Genomic DNA, 18,048 nt, shown 5'->3' on the forward strand with positions numbered 1-18,048 from the left:
AAAACAGGGCGATCAGTCGTTGTCGATGCCGTCCCAGCACAGGTACTTGATCTCGAGGAATTCATCGATGCCGTACTGGGCGCCTTCGCGTCCCAGACCGCTTTGTTTGACGCCGCCGAAGGGCGCGACCTCGGTCGAGATGAGGCCGGTGTTGATGCCCACCATGCCGCACTCGAGGGCTTCGGCCGTGCGCCAGATGCGGGATGCGTCCCGACTGAAGAGGTAGGACGCCAGACCGAACTCGGTGTCGTTGGCCATGACGATCGCTTCGTCGTCGGTCTTGAAACGCAGCAGAGGCATCACGGGGCCGAAGGTTTCTTCGATGGCGACGGCCATGTGGGGCGTCACGTCGGCGAGCACGGTGGGTTCGTAGAAACCGCCACCCAAGGCATGGCGCTGTCCGCCGGTAAGCACGCGCGCACCCGCCGCGACGGCGTTGGCCACATGTGCCTCGACCTTGCGGACGGCGGCGTCGTCGATCATCGGTCCGATCTGCACGCCGTCGTCCAGCCCGTTGCCGACCTTCAGCTCCGCCACACGCTCGGCGAGGCGCCGGGCCAGCGCGTCGTGGACGCCGTCTTGCACCATCACGCGGTTGGCTGCGATGCAGGACTGGCCGGTGTTGCGGAACTTGGCCACCAGGATGCCTTCGACCGCCAGGTCGAGGTCGGCGTCGTCGAACACGATGCAGGGCGCATTGCCGCCCAGCTCCATGGAGCATTTCTTGATGGTGGCGGCCGACTGTTGAAGCAGAACGCGGCCCACTTCCGTGGAGCCCGTGAAGGTGATTTTGCGAACGAGGGGGTGCGAGGTCAGCACACCGCCGATGGCGCGCGTGTCGGCGCCGGTGACCACGCTGAACACGCCGGCAGGCACGCCTGCGCGCAACGCCAGCTCACCGAGCGCCAGCGCCGTCAGTGGCGTCTGGCTGGCGGGCTTGACGACCATGGTGCAGCCGGCGGCGAGCGCCGGGCCGGCTTTGCGGGCAATCATCGCGGCCGGGAAGTTCCAGGGTGTGATGGCTGCGCAGACGCCGATGGGCTGCTTGAGCGTGACGATGCGCTGCGTGTCCTTGGGCGCCGGAATCACGTCGCCGCGCACGCGCTTGGCTTCTTCGGCGAACCACTGCACGAAGCCGGCGGCGTAGTCGATTTCGCCGCGTGCTTCGGACAAGGGCTTGCCTTCCTCCAGCGTGATCAGCGTGGCCAGGTCGTCCTTGCTGTCAACGATGAGCTGCCACCAGCGGTACAGGACCTGCGAGCGGTGCCGGGCCGTCGTCTTGCGCCAGGTGCGGAAGGCCTTGTCCGCCGCTTCCACGGCGCGGGTGGTTTCTACTTCCTTGCAGCGTGGCAGGCGGGCCAGCAGTTCCCCGTTGGCCGGGTTGAAGAGGTCCGAGGCGCCGTGTGGCGTGTCGGTGATCCATTGGCCGTCGATCAGCGCGGCTTCGCGCCAGAGGCCGGGGTCTTTGAGCAGGGTCTTCATGCGGATGCCCTGTTCAGCAAGGAAACCGGCCGACCATGAACTGGCTGTCGGGGTCGTCGGTCACGGGCAACCCGGAAGCGACGAGGCCCTGGCGCAGCGGCTTCATGAAGCGGTCGGGAATGCGCATGGCCGGCGCGCGCAGGGGGCCGCCGTTGAAGCCGGCCAGCCAGTCCTGGTACTTCCACATGGTGCGGTTCAACACGCCGGTGCCGCCGGCGTACGACTGGGCGGCCGCGCCGTTGGCACTGCGCGCGGGGTTGACCTGCCAGTACAGCGCCATGGCGGCTTCCCATTCGCCCTGGCGGGCGAGCTCGAAGGCACGGGGGTAGTAGTCGCTCATCCATTGCGTGTTGCTGGTGCCCGAGAACTGCAGCTTCATCAGGCTCATCAGGGGGATGGCGTCGCCTTCGATGGGGCAGCTGATGACCACTTCGTCGCGGAAGTGGTGGTACATCTCGCAGATGCCGGCGGGCAGCGGGAAACCCTGCTCGGACTTGATGGCCACGATGTTGGGGCAGTCCTTCAGGAGACGGCGCACCAGCTCCACGGACATGCCGGCCGGGTGCACGCGCTCGAAGCCCCACAGGGGAATCGGGAACAGCATCACGGCCAGGTCGGTCGCGTCGCAGAACGCCTTGGTGTAGTCGTAAATCTCCTGCTCGGTCGTGGGCCAGAACTGGGGCGGGTACGACAGCAGCACGATGTCGGCGCCGGCCCTCTCGGCGAGCTTGACCGCCTGGATGTTTTCGGCCAGCGTGCCAAAGGCCGCATGGAAGAACAGGCCCAGGTCCTTGCCACCGGCCTCGCGGGCCAGGGAGGTGAATTGCGCGTTTTCTTCCGGCGTGATGGCCACCTCGGCGCACAGGAGGGTGTAGGTGTAGCCCAGCTGCTTGGCCAGCTCGATGTCGTGGCGAATGCCGCGCTGATTGAGCCTGGAGAGGTCTGCCGAGTAGGAAGGGATGGTCACTGCAGAGCAGCCCACCAGGTGTTCACGGGCCCAGGCGCGGGCGTCACTGCGTTGGTACGAAGCCATGGTGTTCCTTTGGATGCGGGACGGGTTACTTGGAGACGGGGACGATGCTGTGGGTAAGCGGCGTGCCGATGCCTTGTTCGCGGGCGCGGGCCAGCAGCATTTCGGCGGTGACAACGTCTTGCAGGGCCGAACCGACCGACTTGTAGACCACGATGTCGGCGGCCTGTTGGCGCCCGGCCCGGCCCGACACAAAATCGGCGAGTGAGACCAGCTTGGACGACACGTCGACATGGGCCTGGCTCGCGGCCAGCATGTCGCCGGTGTCGTGCGCCACTTCTTCGACCATGTCGGCAACGATGAGGGCGGCCCGCGACAGTACCTGTTCGTCCACCTCCCGCTGTTCGGGCAGGGTGGAGCCAATGGACACCACGGTCATGCCGGGCTCCAGCCACGCACCCCGCAGCACGGGCGACTCGTCACGGCTGCGCGCGGCGCACAGGACCACGTCGGCGCCTTGAACCGCTTCTTGTGCGGAGGCCGCCGGCTCCACGCTCAGGGACGCCTGGGTTCGCATGTCGGCGGCAAACCGCTCGCGGCTGGCCGGCGTGGGGCTGAAGACGTTGACGGCGGCCAACTCGCGGATGGAGGCCAGGGCCAGCAGCAGGCCGCGGGCTTCGAAGCCCGAGCCGATGACCGCGACGCGAAGCGGCTTGTTGGGCGCCGCCTTGTCGACGGCGACCGCCGCCGTGGCGGCGGTGCGGATACCGGTGACACGGTTGCCGTCGATCAGCGCGGTCAGGCCCATCGTGGCCTGGTCAAAGAGCGAGATGAGGTAGCTGGCCCGGCGGTGCTTCATCGAAGCCGAGATCAGCTTGCAGCCCATGTGGCCGCCCGAGGGCGAGACCGCGGTGAGTCCTCGCAGCCACATGCCGTCTCCGCGGGCCATCGAGCGCGGCGGCACCATGGCCGGGTTGATGGCGCTGGCGTAGGCCTGGCGCAGAGCCTGCACGGCCGCGTTCCAGTCGGCCAGTTTTTCGACGTCGGCGTCAGAAATGAAGAGGGTCGGCGGCACAACGATGGCCGCATCGGGGTGGGAGATTCCCAAGGCATGTCTCCTGAAGATAGAAGCGCATGCTAGGGATCGGCCGCCTGTTGAGGGAGCCCCGGAACGCGAAAGCAGCTTTCCGGAATCCGGTTGGCCGCGAAGCCGCGCCTTACGAATTCAGCATGGCCGACGCGATGTCCAGAATCAGCCGGGACACCTCGCGCAGCGCATGCGTGGAGGGCCGGTGAAGCGTGGTGCCCAGCACCACCGAGCGCGAGAGCACGGGGTCGACGATGTGCAAGGTGGCCAGTCGCTGGCGCTCCGGCTCGCTCAGATGGCCGGCCGTGATGGCAAAGCCACCGCCATGCGCCACGATCTCGTGCTGGAGGTGGATGGAATCGGCCTCCGCGCCGATCTTGAGCGCAGCGCCGTGCTGCCGCGCCAGCGTCTCCAGCCGCGAGCGCAGGGGGTGGGGATGGGAAGGCAACACCAGGGGCAGCGTCAGGACTTCATGGAAGGCGATGGTCTTGCGGGACGCGAGCGGGTGGCCCAGGGGAACAATCAGCAGGAGCGGCAGCTGGGTCAAAACAGGCTCGTCCGCGCTCGCGGTGTTTTCCTCCCGCAGCAGAAGGGCGAGGTCCAGGCGGCCTTCGTTGAGCCATTCTTCGAGCTGCGCGCTGGAGCCTTCGGTGATGTGCAGTTGCACCTCTGGAAACTGCTTCCGGGCTTCAGCAAAGAGGGGGCCGGCGAGCAGGGCCACGGTGGAAGGCAGCAGTCCGAGGCGAACCTCGCCCATGGGAATGCCCCGGCTCGTTCGGATGTCGTCGGCGAGCTGCTCGCCCTCGCGGATCAGCACCTTGACACGGGGGTAGATGCGCTCGCCCAGCTCCGTCAGCACCACCCCACGGCCGGTCCTTCGAAACAGCCGGCTGCCGGACGCCGCTTCGAGTTGGGCGATGTGCCGGCTGACCACCGACGGGGGCATGTCCAGCGCCGCAGAGGCACGCGACAGGCTGCCCAGTTCAGCGACTTTGGCGAACAGGTGCCACTTGGGGTCCAGGATGGTCTGCAACCGCCCTCCTTCAACCAGGCGCCAGAGCCTGCCGAACCAGCGCATCCAGGTCGGCATCGGCCCGGAACCCTGCCGCCTCGGCGCGTGGCGTGAGCAGCGTTGGAAAGCGCCCGAACAGGGTCTCGATGCGCTCATCGGGAGCCCAGTGAACGAGGTCGGCGGCGGGCGTGCCGTGCACACCGCCGACGGCTTGCACCAGTTCGGCCATGGCAAAGCGCAGGGTGGGCAACGTCAACACCCGGTGGCCATCAGTGGCCGCCACGTCGAAGGTGGCCGCGTGCAGCAACTGCCCGACCACACAGGGCAGCGAGGAGGCCCAGGTGGTGGCCTCGGGCGAGGTGGGGCAGGTAAAGGCCCGGCCCGCCGCCAGCTCGCGGATGAGATCGCTCAGGAAGGCCGAGAGTTGGCCCGTTCGCGCGGGCGGGCGGGCCAGCACGCCCGGGATGCGCACGGCCCGGCCATCGACCCAGCCGCGCCGGCTGAAGTCCTCCACCCACATCTCGCCGATGCGCTTTTGTGTGCCGTAGGTCATTTGCGGGCGGGTGGGCGTGTCATCGTCCACCACGGCGGGCATGTGGCCGAAGACAGCGATGGAACTGGCGAACACGAACACCGGTGCCGGCTGGCCACGGGCCACCTGCTGCTGGCCGTGCTCCAGCAGGGTCTGCGTAGCTTCCAGGTTCACGCGGCGCGACAGCGGGTAGTTCTGCTCGGCGGTGCCGCCGGGGATGCTGGCGAGGTGGAACAGCACGTCGATGGGCGGCCCCTCGTTCAATGCATCGCGCAGCCAGTCCGCGTGGCCCATGTCGCCCACGCAGTGCCGCACGCCATCCGGCGCCTGGCCTTCGAGCGCCAGGTCCAGCAGCGTGAGCCGGGTGACGGCCCGGTCGCCCAGCAGGCTGCCGGGCACCAGGCGCTGCGCCAGGGCCCGCCCCAGAAAGCCAGCCGCGCCCGTGATCAGCACGTGCATGGCAGGGGCTCCTTCACGCCTGCACCACGCGCTGCTGAATGACGCCGAACGGCCCGGCGCGCCCGTCGTCGAACAGGGCCTGCATGCGCACGCGGTCGCCGAATTTCATGAAGCCGGTGCGGATCTCGCCCTGGTCGATTTTCTCGATCACCCGCCGCTCGGCGATGCATGCCGAACCCGCGCTGCGCGACACGTTGCTCACGGTGCCCGAGCCCACGATGGTGCCGGCCGTGAGCCGCCGCGTGCGCGCCGCGTGGGCGACGAGTTGACCGAAGTGGAAGTTCATCTCGCCGCCGTGCGGTTCGCCAAAACGCTCGCCGTTCCACTGCACCATCAGCGGCATCTGCACCCGGCCGTCGCGCCAGGCGCTGCCGAGCTCGTCGGGCGTGACGGCCACGGGCGCGAAGGCGGTGGAGGGTTTGGCCTGCAGAAACCCGAAGCCGGTCTTCATTTCGTGCGGCCCCAGCGCGCGCAGGCTCCAGTCGTTGATCTGCACCACCAGGCGAACGCAGGCCAGGGCCTGTTCGGGTGTGGCGGCCATGGGCACGGCGCCGACGATGACGCCGAACTCGCCCTCGAAGTCGATGCCGTCGGCCTCGGTGGGCAGGGGAACGTCATCCACCGGCCCGAGGAAATCGTCGCTGGCGCCCTGGTACATCACCGGCACGCTGTCGAACAGCGGGATCGCCGGCGTGTTGAAGGCCTGCTCCATCAGGCGGCCGTGGTTCAGGAAGGCCGATCCGTCGAGCCACTGGGGGCAACGCGGCAAGGGGGCCGAGCAGGCGGCGGGGTCGAAGTCAAAAGCGCCGGGCGCGCTGCCGGCGTTGAGCGACTCCGACAGATCGGACAGCGGCAGGCGGACTTCGTCCCAGCGCCGCAGGGCCTCGATCAGGCTGGACGCGATGGCGCTGGCTCGCACGGCGCGCTGCCCGTCGCGAGAGACCAACAGCAGCTGTCCATCAAGGCTGCCGTCACGCAAAGTGGCGAATTTCATGGGCGTTTTCCTTGGGGCTTTGAAACGTTCGGCTGGGCTCAACGCGCCGCGAGCGCTTGAGCGATGGCCGGGTCGTAGCTGCCGTCGACCAGCACAAACAGCATGCGGCAGGGCTTGCCCGAGCGATTCGCCCAGGCGTGGTTGGTGCCACGCTGCACGACCACGCTCCCGGGCAAGAGCTGCACTTCGCTGTCGTCGAGCACCAGGGTCGGTTCGCCTTCGATCACGACACCGTAGTCGACGGACTCGGTGCGGTGCATCAGCGGGTGCGGCGAGTCGGCTCGAACGGTCGAGGCCTTCGTGTCGCCGATCTGCGCAAACGCATCGTGCATGCGCTCGGCGCCGTGGGCCAGGTAGTCGGCCGTGTCGGGCGGCATGTCGACGAAGCGCATGCGGGTGCCCAGCTTGGGCGGCGGCAACACGATGGGGCCGAGCGTCGGGTCGGCGCCGTTGTCCACCGGCGCCGGGGTGGCGGCGGTGCTCCAGACCTCGTGGAACACGGTGCCCGGGATCGCGGCGATCTCGACCACGGTGGGCAGCGGGCCGTTGCTCGCAACGATGGCTTTGCCGTCGGCGTCGTGGCCGGTGACGACACGGTGGATGGGGGGAAAACTCATGGTGTGTCTGTCTTCAAATCAGTCTTCAAAAATGGCCACGGCGCGCGTCCAGCCCGCACTCGCGCCGCGGATCTTGTGCGGGAAGCAACTGATGGTGAAACCCGTGGGCGGCAACACTTCGAGGTTGTGCAGCTTCTCCAGGTGGCAGTAGCCGATGTCGCGGCCCGCCTTGTGGCCTTCCCAGATCAAGGCCTTGTTGCCGGTTTCGGCCACCTTCTTGGCGGTGTACGAAAACGGCGCGTCCCAGCTCCAGGCGTCGGTGCCCGTGAGGCGCACGCCACGCTCCAGCAAATGCATGGTGGCCTCGTAGCCCATGCCGCAGCCCGCGCCCAGGAAGTCGGGCTGGCCATAGCGTGAACCGGCTCGGGTGTTGACCACCACGATCTCCAGCGGCTCCAGCGTGTGGCCAATGCGCGCGAGCTCGGCCTCCACATCGGCGGCCGTGGCCACGTAGCCGTCGGGGAAGTGGCGGAAGTCGAGCTTCACGCCACTCTGGAAGCACCACTCCAGCGGCACCTGGTCGATGGTGATCGAGGGCTTGCTGCCGCCGTTCTTCGCGTCCTGCGTGGAGTGGAAATGCCAGGGCGCGTCGAGGTGCGTGCCGTTGTGCGTGGTCAGCGTGACCCACTCGGCCGCAGCGGCCTCGCCGTCGGGGTAGTCCTCGGGCGTGGTGCCGGGCAGCATCGCCATGAACTCGGGCAGCGTGTCGGCGTGCTTCTGGTAGGTGATCTTGGGTGCCAGCGGCGGCGGGTCGGACAGCACGTCGTTCTCCAGGTAGATGGAGAGGTCGACGAAGCGGCGTTGCGGTTTCATGCCGGCTCCTGGGCCAGCGAAGAAGAAGGCTGCCCCGGCAGGCGCGACATGCAGAAAACGGCCACGCAGCCGATCAGCAGTGCCGCCAGGCCCAGGCTGCCGTAGCCGGCCGTCTTCACCAGCGTGCCGCCGAGCACCGGGCCGATGGCCGCGCCCACCATCAGCATCGCGGGGGTGGCGGCCATGGCGCGGCCGCTGGGTTCGAGCCGCGCCATCAGGCCGAAGGCGAAGGTGTGGGTGAAGATCATCACGGCGGCGAACACCGAGGCCGCCGCGGCATAGGCGTAGAAGCCGGGCGCGTTCATGATCGTCGCCGCCAGCAGCGCCTGGATCACCGGGCCGGCCAGCAGCACGCGGCGCGCATGCCAGCGTTTTTCCAGCATCGCCGCCAGCGCGGCGGGCAGCAGGTTGACCATGCCCAGCACCACCAGCACGCCCGTGATCAGGCTCAGGCTGTAACCCCGGTCGGATCCGACCCGCTCCAGGAAGCTGAAGGTCATGGACTGCACCAAGGCCATGGCGCTGATGCCCACGATGCCGAACCAGACGGCGCGCGAGATGCGCGCCACCGGTGCGCCCAGCGCCGTGGCCTCGCGCTCGGGCTCGGGAAAACCCACGGCGCAGACCAGCGAGGCCAGCAGCATGACCGCGCCGAAGAGGGCGAACAGCATGTAGCCGCCGGCCTCCGCGATGATCTTGGGTGAGGTGCCCAGGAACAGCACCGCAAACACCCCCAGGCCGATGCCGACGAGGGCGAACTTCAGGTGCGGGTTGACGCTGCGCGCGATGGTGCCGTGGGTGACGCTGAGCGCGGCCCCGGCGGCCAGGCCACCGGCCGCGTGCAGCATGGCCATGGTGGCGTAGTCCAGCGGCTGCGACAGCGTGCCGAAGCAGGCGGCGGCCAGCGCATAGCCGCCCGCCGCCACCCAGCGCCCCTTGACCCGCTGGAAACGCGAGGCCAGGAAGACGCTGGAGACCACGGCGCCGATCAGGAACAGCGTGACCAGGCCGCCGGCCTGCTGCGGGTCGAGCTGGTAGTGCTGGATCAGGGTGCCGACCCAGACCGGCAGCGCGACAAGATCGACCATGCCGGCGCAGTGCGCCACGATCAGGGCGACGTGGCCCAGGGTGCTGGTGGAACGCGTGTTCATCGTGTTCTCCAAGTCAGATGGGTTGGGCCAGCGCCATCAGCGACTCGCGCATGATGCGACCGTGTTCTTCCTTGTCGCCGCCGGCGACCTCGATCTCACCCAGGCGGGCCGAGTTCTCCACCACCATGCGGCAACGCTCCCAGCGCCGGGCTTCGAACGCAGCCAGGGCCTCGCTCACCCCGGCCGCCCGGCCCAGCTCCTCGGCCAGCACCAGCGCGTCTTCAATCCCGATGCAGGCGCCCGAGGCCAGGTGCGGCGTGGTGGCGTGCACCGTGTCGCCGATCAGCACCACGCGGCCACTGGCCCAGGGGCGTGGCATCAGAAGGCCTTCGAGCGGGCGGTAGACGATCTGCGAATCGGGGCCGATCTGGTCGCGGATGGCCTGCAGCGTGGGCGCGGGAAAGGCGGCCAGCAGGCCACGCAGGTGGGTGGCGAAGGTGGCCGGGTCGACGTGGTCGTTGCTCGGCCGGGGCTCGGTGACGAAGAGGTACATCTCGGTCTTCGAGACCGGGTTCACGCCGGGTTTGATGTTCGGGCCCATCCACATGATGCAGGTCTCTACTTCGGGGGGGCGCGGCAGCACGGCGCGCCAGACGGCCTGCCCGCTGTACTGCGGCTTCGGCGCTTGCGGGAACACCGCCTCGCGCACCTTGGAGTACAGGCCGTCGGCGCCGATCACCAGGTCGTAACGGCGCTGCTGGCCGTCGGTGAAGCTCACGTCCACGCCCTCGGCGTCTTGTTCGATTTGCGTGAAGGTGCAGCCCAGGTGCACGTTCGCGCCCGAGGCCCGCGTGGCGTCGGCCAGGATGCGGGCCAGCACCGGCCGCAGGATGGCGCCGCCCCCGGGCACGTTGGCCCCGGCGATGCGCGGCGTGGGCAGCTCGGCGACCTGGGGACCGTGCGGCAGGCACAGCTGCACGCCGTCGGCGGCATGGCCGTGTTCCAGGAACGCGTCCAGCACACCCAGGGTGCGGAAAGCGCGCAAGGTGGCGCCGCCCAGGCTGATGCCGGCGCCGTAGCTGCGCCAGCCGGGGTCGATCTCGACCAGGTCGACCTCGGCGCCCAACTTGCGCAGCTGGATGGCCGCCGCCATGCCGGAGAAGCCACCTCCGATGATGAGGATGCGGGATGCTGAGCGGGTCATGTGGATGTCTCCAGAATGTTGTTGGGTGCGAGGTGGACCTCGCCGTTGTTGTGGATCTGCAAAGTGACGGGCGTGAGCGAATCGCCCAGGCAGGGCCCGAGCGTGCACAGCCCGGTGGAGATGTCGAACTGCGCGCCGTGCGCCGCGCAGACGATGTGTTGGCCCGTGCCGTCGAGGTAGGCGTCCTTGCGCCAGGCCATGGGCGTGTCGTGGTGGGGGCAGGCGTCGCGGTAGGCGAACAGCTGTGCCCCCTGGCGCACCACCAGCACCGTGTCCTGACCGACCTGGTGCGGGTCAAAACCCCGGGATGCCCCGTCGGGCAGGTGGTCGATGTGACACAGCCTCATGGTCATGGCCTTCAGTGCGCCGGGGCGCCCGGGGGCGGGCCGCCGCCCGGTGCCCACTTCTCGCGGTGCTGGAACAGGAACAGCTGCGAGGCGTCGGCGTCCAGGGGCACCTCGCGCGCGGCCCAGCGCTCGTCGTGCTGGTCCATGTCGGCGTCGTACTCGACGTGGCAGCCCAGCGGCGAGTTGAAGTACCAGAACCAGTTGCTGCCGAACTTATGGCGTCCTGGCCCCCAGAAGCTCTGGTAACCCTTCTCCACAAAACGCGAGCCGGCCAGCATCACGTCCGTGGGGCCGCCCATGTGGAAGGTGAAGTGCTCGCAGCCTTTCATGAACGGTGGGGTCTGGATCATGAAGAGGCTGTGGTGGTCGTGGGTGCCGGCGGGCCGCAGGAAGGGGCCGACGCCGGTGAAGCGGTCGGTGCAGACAAAGCCCAGCCGGGTGTAGAAGGCCTCGGCCTTGGCGGTGTCGGGCACGAAGTACACAACGTGCGACAGCGAGCGCGGCAGGGCCGGCGCGTTCTGGTCCACCGCGACCGTGTTCGCCGGGCGCTGGGCCGTTGCACCCGGCGCGTTCACGGTTTCGGCGGGCAGGTCCAGCGGGCGGCGCACGCTGACCTGAAAGGCCAACGCAAAACCCAGGTCGTCCAGCGCGCGCACCACGCCGTCTTGCTGCGTCACCGTGCGGTCGCGCGACAGCTCTGTGACGATGGCCTGCAGCGTGGCGGCGTCGGCCACGCCGTAGACGGTTTCGCGCAGCATGCTGGCGGTACCCAGGCCGGGCGGCAGCGTTGCGTCGTCTTTGGCGCGGATGACCACGGCGGTGCCGTCGAGCGCTTCGAAGCGGTCGCCGCCGGCGTCGCGCAGGCCGTAGTCGATGAGGTACTGGCGGCAGGCGGCGAGGTCGTCCACGCCAAAGACCAGGGCGTCGAGTCCGATGATGTTCATGTTGGTTTCCCTAGGTTCGTGATGGTTCAGGCGGCCGTGCGTCCGCCCAGGGTTTCTGCCACCCAGTCGGCGATGTAGTGACCGGCGTTGATGCTGTTGTCGAAGCTGGCGTGCTGCACGCCGCCCTCGCGGTCGGTGAAGACCTTGAGTTCACGCTTCGGGCTGTTGACCAGCTGCTCATAGGTGCGGTGCGCCCACTTGAGCGGGATCTGCGAATCGCGCTCGCCGTGCGTCACCAGGAAGGGCACCTTGATTTTCTCGACCACGCCGTCCAGGTGCACGTCTTCGGCGATGCGCATGAAGTCGTCGACGTCCTTCGCGCCCCAGACCCAGCACACGTGGGCCCAGTAGTGCGGCACCGGGAAGTCGCCCTCTTTTTCCAGCCGGCGCTTTTGCACGTCGCGCCAGTCGTGGTTGGCGCCCCAGGCCACGCCGCAGGCAAACCGCGGCTCCATGGCCACGGCGCGCGGGCAGTAGTAGCCACCCAGCGACACGCCTTCGCAGCCGATGCGTTTCGGGTCCACGGCGGGGTGCTGCTCCAGCCAGTCGACCACGCGGCTGGCCCAGTGCTCAGCGTCGAAGCGCGCGGTCAGGCCCTGCAGGCGCAGCGCCTCGCCCGTGCCCGGCTGGTCCACCATCAGCGACGACACGCCGCGTTTGGCCAGCCACGAGGACAGGCCCACCAGGTGCTTCATCTCCTTGGTGGAATCCAGACCGTTGAGCTGCACCAGCAAGGGCGCGCGCTCGCCGGGCTGCAGGCCTTCTGCGGGGCGGTAGAGCGCCGACAGCTGCCGACCCTCGTAGGGGATCTCGACTCGCTGGACCGGGTCCCCCATCAGGCGCGAGCCCTTGAGGAACAGCTCCAGCTCGCGCTGGTACAGGGCCAGTCGACCCGGGGCGTCGTGGGCCTGTAGGCGCTCGGCGGTGATCAGGTAGCTGGCGGCGCGGCGGTATTTTTCACCGGCCGACAGCAGGCGGCCCTGGGCCTCGTCCTCTTCGGCCAGGCCGCAGAGCCGGTCGGCCATGTTCACCCAGGTTTCACGGAAGGCCTGGGTGCCGGCCGCATCGGGTGCCTTGGCGGCGTCGAGCAAAGGGGCGCACATCTGCTCGATTTCGCCCATGCGCGCGCCCATCTCGATGGCGAGATTGACGGAGAGGTTCCAGACGTAGTTGGTGGGGAAGTACTTGAACATGGTGCTCACTTGGAAGGGGTTTTGGCGGCGCGCGGGCCGATGCCCAGCGAGCCGAAGAAGATGGCGGTGGACTCGTCGCTGAAGTCGGGCACGAAGCGGAAGCCGTGGATCAGGCCGTTGCGCACACGGACGATGTCGGTGCCCACGATACGCTCGATGCCGGCCTTCGAGTGCCAGGGGCTGCGGACCTCTAACCGGGCGCTGACCGTGTCGCCATCAAGCTGGCGGCGCAGCACGGTGAACCGCGCCTTCGGCTGGACGACGGTGGTCTCGATGTAGTGCGCCAGGCAGGTCGGGTTGTCCATCTCCGGGCGGCAGCCGACATAGTCGGAGCGCTCGACGTCGTGCGCGATCAGGGTGCGCACCGTCACCATGTCGCCCGCGTGCACGGCGGCCACGTAGCGGTCGAACACGGCGTCGGGCGACTCTGCGGCCCCGGCGCAGGACGATCCGGCCAGGATGGACAGGCCCAGCAGCGAATGGCGGAGCAAAGAAGGGATCATGGTGAAGTCCTCATGTGAAGGGGGGTGGGCGCGGGCGCCGGGGCGACGGCGGCTTGCGTCCGGGGCTTGAGCAGGAAGTGCGCGAGCGCGGGCAGCAGCACCAGGGCGCCGAGCATGTTCCAGAGGAACATGAAGGCCAGCAGCAGGCCCATGTCGGCCTGGAACTTGATGGGGCTGGCGACCCAGGTGATCACACCGATGGCCAGCGTGACGCCCGTCAGCATCACCACCTTGCCGGTGAACAGCAGGGCGCGGTAGTAGGCCTCGGACAGGCTCTTGCCTTCGCGCAGCTGGGCCAGCGTGATGGAGAGGATGTAGAGCGCGTAGTCCACGCCGATGCCCACGCCCAGCGCGATCACCGGCAGCGTGGCGACCTTCACGCCCATGCCCAGGGCCACCATCAGCGCCTCGGCCAGGAACGAGGTCACCACCAGCGGCAGCACCGCCACCACCACCGCGCGCCAGGAGCGGAAGGTGATGAAGCACAGCAGCACCACGGCGCCGTAGACCATCAGCAACATCGTGCGCCACGCGTCCTTCACCACGATGTTGGTCGCGGCCTCGATGCCGGCGCTGCCGGCGGCCAGCAGGAACTGCGTGTCGGCGGTGTTGTTGACCTGGGCGAACGCTTCGACGTGGTTCACCACGCGGCTCAGGGTGTCGGCCTTGTGGTCGCGCAGGTAGACGTAGACCGTGAGCAGGCCGCAGGCGTCGTTGTAGAGGCCACGCGGCGCGCTGGCGGTCACGGTGTTGAGCATGTCCTGGTTGGGCAGGAACTCGTACCAGCGCGGGTTGCCTTCGTTCAGGCCCGAGAGCACGCGGCGGTTCAGCAGCGCCAGCGTGTTGGTGTTTTCCACGCCGTCGATCTGGCGCAGCTCCCATTCGAGCGCGTCGATCTTGTTCAGCGTGTCGTAGGCCGAGCACTGGCCCTCGGGCGTCTTGACCATCACCGCGAGCACGTCGCTGCCCGCGCCATAGGCCGCGTTCATGAAAGCCACGTCGCGGTTGTAGCGGCTGTCAGCGCGCAGCTCGGGCGCACCGGGGTCGAGGTCGCCGATCTTGAGCTGGGTGCTGGCGGCAAAACCGCCCACGCCCATGAGCAGGCCCACGGCCACGGCCGCCGTGGCCCAACGGCGCTGGGTGAAGCGGTCGAGAAAGGCCCACATCGGGTGCTTGGCCGCGCCGGCGGCGTCGGCCTGCTCGGCGCGCAGGCTGCGCGCGGCCGCCACCGGGCTCACGCCGGTGTAGCTCAGCATGATGGGCAGCAGGATCAGGTTGGTGAAGATCAGCACCGCCACACCGATGGACGCGGCAATCGCCAGCTCACGGATCACCTGGATGTCAATCACCAGCAGCACCGCGAAACCCACCGCATCGGCCAGCAAGGCAGTGAGCCCCGCCAGGAACAGGCGGCGGAAGGTGAAGCGCGCGGCCACGAGTTTGTCCACGCCCCGCCCCACGTCCTGCATGATGCCGTTCATCTTCTGCGCGCCGTGGCTCATGCCGATGGCGAACACGAGGAAGGGCACGAGGATGGAGTACGGGTCCAGCGCGTAACCCAGCAGCGGCAGCAGCCCGAGCTGCCACACCACCGCGATCAGCGAGGCCAGCACCACCAGCAGCGTGGAGCGCACGCAGCGCGTGTACCAGAACACCATGGCGGTGGCGATGGCGACCGCGAGCGCGAAGAACACCAGCACCGCTTTCACGCCGTCGATCAGGTCGCCCACGATCTTGGCGAAGCCGGTGATGTGCACCGTGACGCCTTCGGCTTCGTAGGTCGCGCGCAGTGCGTCCAGCTGGGCGGAGAGACGGGCGTAGTCGATGGCCTGGCCCTCGGCGTCTTTGGCCAGCAGCGGCACGAAGATCACCGACGACTTCCCGTCGCGCGCCACGGTCTGGCCGATCTCACCCGAGCGCGCCACGTTGGCGGCCAGTTGCTGCAGCTTGCCCGCCGAGCCGTCGAAGCCATCGGGAATCACCGGCCCGCCTTCGAGGCCGTCTTCCGTCACGCCGACCCAGCGCGTGCTGGGTGTCCAGAGCGACTTCATGCGCGCCCGGTCCACGCCGGGCAGCAGGAACACCTCGTCGGACAGACGCCTCAACGTGTCGAGGTACTTCGCGTCGTAAATGCTGCCTTCAGGTCGCGCCACCGCGATGCGCACCGCGTTGCCCAGCCCGCTCAGCTCGGCCTGGTGCGCCAGGAAGTTCTGCACGTAGGGGTGGCTGGTCGGGATGGTCTTTTCAAAGCTGGCGTTGAGCTGCAGGCGCGTGGCCTGCCAGCCCAGCAGCAGCGTGACCAGCGCACACAGCAGCACGACGATCGCGCGGTGGTTGAACAGCGCGCGCTCGACCAGCGAGCCGGAGCGGGAATCAAAGGTGCCGGTGTTCATGGGGACTCCTTCGCGGCGACCGGCACCACACCAGCCACACCCAGCGTGAGCAGCGGCCCGCCCTGCAGCGGCAGCAGTGCCGAGGGCATGGGCACCGGCGGCGCCTTCAGCGGCACCAGCGCGTCGCCCTGCAGGCGCATCACCACGCCGGCCTGCGTGGCGAGCAGCAGCCCGCCATCGGCGCCCACCGCCATGGCGGTGATGGTGGCCGGCACCGGCGAGGCCAGCTGGGCCCACTGCGCGCCGCCATCGGTCGAGCGCCACACGTTGCCGCGCAGCCCGGCCAGCACGGTCTGCCCATCGGCGCGCAGCTCGCCGGCAAACCAGCTGCCTTTGTAGGGTGAGTTCATCGCTTGAAAGGTCTGGCCACCGTCGTCGGAGCGGGCCAGCAAGCCCTGCTCGCCGGCCAGCAGCAGGGTGTTGCCCACGCGCCGAGCCACGTACCAGTGCAGGGCCTTGGGGTTGGGCAGGCGGTCCATCCAGGGGGCCCAGCGCTCGCCGCCGTCGGCGCTGTAGAAGGCCAGCCCGTAGGCGCCGACCGCGAGCAGGCGTTTGGCGTCCCACTGCAACACGTCGAGAAAGGGTTTGTCGGGTCCATCGGCGAGCAGGCGCTCGGCTTCCTGTTGCGCCTCGGGCGTGGTGGCGGCGGCCTTGGCCAGTCCGGCCAGGCGACGCCCATCCAGGCCCAGGCGCCAGGTGGCGCCAGCGTCTTCGGTGGTCAGCACCGTGCCACCGTGGCCCACCGCCACGCCATGTTGCTCATCGGCGAAGCGCACCATGGTCAGCGTCACGCTCACCGGGCTCGGCGCCTGGCGCCAGCTGGCGCCGCGGTCGTCGCTCAGGGTCACGATGCCGCGCTCCCCCACCGCCACAATGCGCGGGCCGGCCTGGGCCGCCGCGAGCAGCACGGCCCGCTGCGGCGCCTTCACCGACACGGCCGGGCGCTGCAGCGCTTCGCCCACCGGTGCCTGGGCCTGAGCCAACCCGGCCACCGTGAGGGTGGCAACGAAGGCCGCAACGATGGGAATCAACAAACGCATGGTGCTTCCTGATCAGCGCACGCCGTCGCCGGCCAAGGCATCGCCGGTGAAGTAGCTGTCTGGACGGCGCGGCGCGATCTTGTAGTGCTGGTTGCGCTCGTTGACCACGCCGCTGGCGTACCAGGCACCGGAGATCAGGTCGTTGAACCCCCATTGCTGTTGCGGCGTCGTGGCCGGCAGGTCGGGCATGGCCACCGGGTGCGACCAGATGGTCTTCCAGAGCTGGCCCTTGGCGTCCCAGCGGTCACCCAATACAGCCACCCAGGTGTCTTCGTCCACGTAGTAGCGGCTCTTGGGCGCCTGGTGGCGCTGGCCGGCCTTGAGCGTGGCCTCGACCACATGAACGCGGTGCAGCTCCCAGCGCACGTGGTCCGGGTTGAGGTGGTTGGCCAGCAGCACGTCGCTGTCCTTGGTCGGGGTGTGCAGGCGGTTGCTGTTGTAAGGGATCAGCATTTCCTGTTTGCCCACGATCTTCCAGTCGAAGCGGTCGCTGCGGCCAGCGAACACGTCAACCTCATCGAAGCTGGCCACACCGGCGCTGGCCGGGGTGGGCGTGTCGCAGCAGGCGTTGGGCAGCTTGCGCACGCGGCGCTGGCCGGTCAGGTAGACCCAGGTGGCGCTCTTGTCCTGGTCCAGGCTCTGGTAGCCGGTGATGGCCTCGCCGGCACGCACCGGCGGGCCGCTGTTGACCAAACGGATCGCCCAGTACGCGCCATTGAACTTGTCGGCCTGTCCGTCGGCGTAATACGGCATCTGGAAATCGCCCCGACCCTCCACGGACAGCACGCGCTGACCGCTGGCCGTGCCGAGGTAGCCGCGGAAGTCGGCCTGCCAGGCCTCGCCGCGCCAGTGCAGCTCGTGGTTGGCCATGACCTCCTGCCCGGTCTTGGGGATGGGGAACGGGATACCGCCGTAAGCACCGGTGACCACGTCGCCTTCGATCTTGGCGGTGGTGGCGTTCTTCGCGGTGTTGTCGTAGACCCATTGCGGCGCAGCGGCGGTGCGGTGGGTCTTGTAGACATCGACGCGAAAGCTCTGCGGGTACTTCTTGAGCAGCGCCACGGTGCCTTCGGTCAGCTTGCTGGCGTGCTGCGCCATGTTGTCGGCGGTGATGCTGTAGAGCGGCTTCTCGTTCGCAAATGGGTCGCCGCGGCGGCCACCGTTCTTGAAGCCGGGGATGGCCGTGGTGTAACCGCCGGTCCAGGCCGGGATGCTGCCGTCCTTGTTGCCCGCGCGCTCGCCGCCCAGCGGCGTGAGCTCGCTCTTGAGGCGGGCGGCCTCTTGCGCGGTCACGCCAGCGTGCGCAGTGGTCGTGGCGACCAGGGCGCACAACAGTGCCGGGGCCCAATGGGAAGTGTGTTTCATGA

17 protein-coding genes are annotated in these 18,048 nt (G+C 68.7%); all 17 read right to left on the reverse strand.

Annotated elements, in window-relative coordinates; genetic code table 11:
• Window positions 1–12: 12 nt before the first annotated feature.
• Window positions 13–1,482 carry an NAD-dependent succinate-semialdehyde dehydrogenase gene (locus B0E41_RS03775; RefSeq protein WP_077328972.1) on the reverse strand — a complete coding sequence of 490 codons (1,470 nt, stop codon included), beginning with the start codon at window positions 1,480–1,482 and terminating at the stop codon, window positions 13–15.
• 13 nt (window positions 1,483–1,495) lie between these two features.
• Window positions 1,496–2,515 (reverse strand): dihydrodipicolinate synthase family protein, encoded by a 1,020-nt coding sequence (locus B0E41_RS03780; protein WP_077328974.1) that lies wholly within the window; start codon window positions 2,513–2,515, stop codon window positions 1,496–1,498.
• Between the two features lie 25 nt (window positions 2,516–2,540).
• Window positions 2,541–3,560 (reverse strand): ornithine cyclodeaminase family protein, encoded by a 1,020-nt coding sequence (locus tag B0E41_RS03785; RefSeq protein ID WP_216350724.1) that lies wholly within the window; start codon window positions 3,558–3,560, stop codon window positions 2,541–2,543.
• 109 nt (window positions 3,561–3,669) lie between these two features.
• Entirely contained in the window at window positions 3,670–4,572 is a 903-nt protein-coding gene (locus B0E41_RS03790) for a LysR family transcriptional regulator (protein WP_077329068.1), read from the reverse strand.
• 10 nt (window positions 4,573–4,582) lie between these two features.
• A complete protein-coding gene (locus B0E41_RS03795; protein WP_077328976.1) occupies window positions 4,583–5,542 on the reverse strand; it encodes an NAD-dependent epimerase/dehydratase family protein in 960 nt (319 codons plus the stop codon).
• Between the two features lie 13 nt (window positions 5,543–5,555).
• Window positions 5,556–6,536, reverse strand: coding sequence for a fumarylacetoacetate hydrolase family protein (locus tag B0E41_RS03800; RefSeq protein ID WP_077328978.1), 981 nt, complete (start codon window positions 6,534–6,536; stop codon window positions 5,556–5,558).
• A 38-nt stretch (window positions 6,537–6,574) separates the two neighbouring features.
• Window positions 6,575–7,153 (reverse strand): cupin domain-containing protein, encoded by a 579-nt coding sequence (locus tag B0E41_RS03805; RefSeq protein WP_077328980.1) that lies wholly within the window; start codon window positions 7,151–7,153, stop codon window positions 6,575–6,577.
• 18 nt (window positions 7,154–7,171) lie between these two features.
• On the reverse strand, window positions 7,172–7,966 hold the full coding sequence (locus tag B0E41_RS03810; protein ID WP_077328983.1) for a cyclase family protein: 795 nt from the start codon (window positions 7,964–7,966) through the stop codon (window positions 7,172–7,174).
• A complete protein-coding gene (locus tag B0E41_RS03815) occupies window positions 7,963–9,117 on the reverse strand; it encodes an MFS transporter (protein WP_077328985.1) in 1,155 nt (384 codons plus the stop codon). The genes B0E41_RS03810 and B0E41_RS03815 overlap by 4 nt, the downstream gene beginning before the upstream one ends.
• Window positions 9,118–9,130: 13 nt before the next feature.
• On the reverse strand, window positions 9,131–10,261 hold the full coding sequence (locus tag B0E41_RS03820) for an FAD-dependent oxidoreductase (RefSeq protein WP_077328987.1): 1,131 nt from the start codon (window positions 10,259–10,261) through the stop codon (window positions 9,131–9,133).
• Window positions 10,258–10,608: a Rieske (2Fe-2S) protein gene (locus B0E41_RS03825; protein ID WP_077329070.1), complete on the reverse strand. Its 351-nt coding sequence runs from the start codon at window positions 10,606–10,608 to the stop codon at window positions 10,258–10,260. The genes B0E41_RS03820 and B0E41_RS03825 overlap by 4 nt, the downstream gene beginning before the upstream one ends.
• Window positions 10,609–10,619: 11 nt before the next feature.
• Window positions 10,620–11,552 (reverse strand): VOC family protein, encoded by a 933-nt coding sequence (locus tag B0E41_RS03830; RefSeq protein WP_077328990.1) that lies wholly within the window; start codon window positions 11,550–11,552, stop codon window positions 10,620–10,622.
• A 26-nt stretch (window positions 11,553–11,578) separates the two neighbouring features.
• The gene (locus B0E41_RS03835) at window positions 11,579–12,745 is read right to left on the reverse strand and encodes a prolyl oligopeptidase family serine peptidase (protein WP_077328992.1); all 1,167 of its coding nucleotides are present in this window, start codon (window positions 12,743–12,745) and stop codon (window positions 11,579–11,581) included.
• 5 nt (window positions 12,746–12,750) lie between these two features.
• The gene (locus B0E41_RS03840; RefSeq protein ID WP_077328994.1) at window positions 12,751–13,248 is read right to left on the reverse strand and encodes a nuclear transport factor 2 family protein; all 498 of its coding nucleotides are present in this window, start codon (window positions 13,246–13,248) and stop codon (window positions 12,751–12,753) included.
• Complete coding sequence (locus tag B0E41_RS03845; protein WP_077328997.1) at window positions 13,245–15,641, reverse strand: MMPL family transporter; 2,397 nt, start codon at window positions 15,639–15,641, stop codon at window positions 13,245–13,247. The genes B0E41_RS03840 and B0E41_RS03845 overlap by 4 nt, the downstream gene beginning before the upstream one ends.
• Window positions 15,638–16,681, reverse strand: a complete 1,044-nt coding sequence (locus tag B0E41_RS03850; RefSeq protein WP_077328999.1) for a hypothetical protein — start codon at window positions 16,679–16,681, stop codon at window positions 15,638–15,640. The genes B0E41_RS03845 and B0E41_RS03850 overlap by 4 nt, the downstream gene beginning before the upstream one ends.
• Window positions 16,682–16,693: 12 nt before the next feature.
• Window positions 16,694–18,046: a DUF1329 domain-containing protein gene (locus B0E41_RS03855; protein ID WP_077329001.1), complete on the reverse strand. Its 1,353-nt coding sequence runs from the start codon at window positions 18,044–18,046 to the stop codon at window positions 16,694–16,696.
• Window positions 18,047–18,048 lie beyond the last annotated feature (2 nt).

Source organism: Hydrogenophaga sp. A37 (assembly GCF_002001205.1).
In the GTDB taxonomy this organism is placed as follows: Bacteria; Pseudomonadota; Gammaproteobacteria; order Burkholderiales; family Burkholderiaceae_C; genus Hydrogenophaga.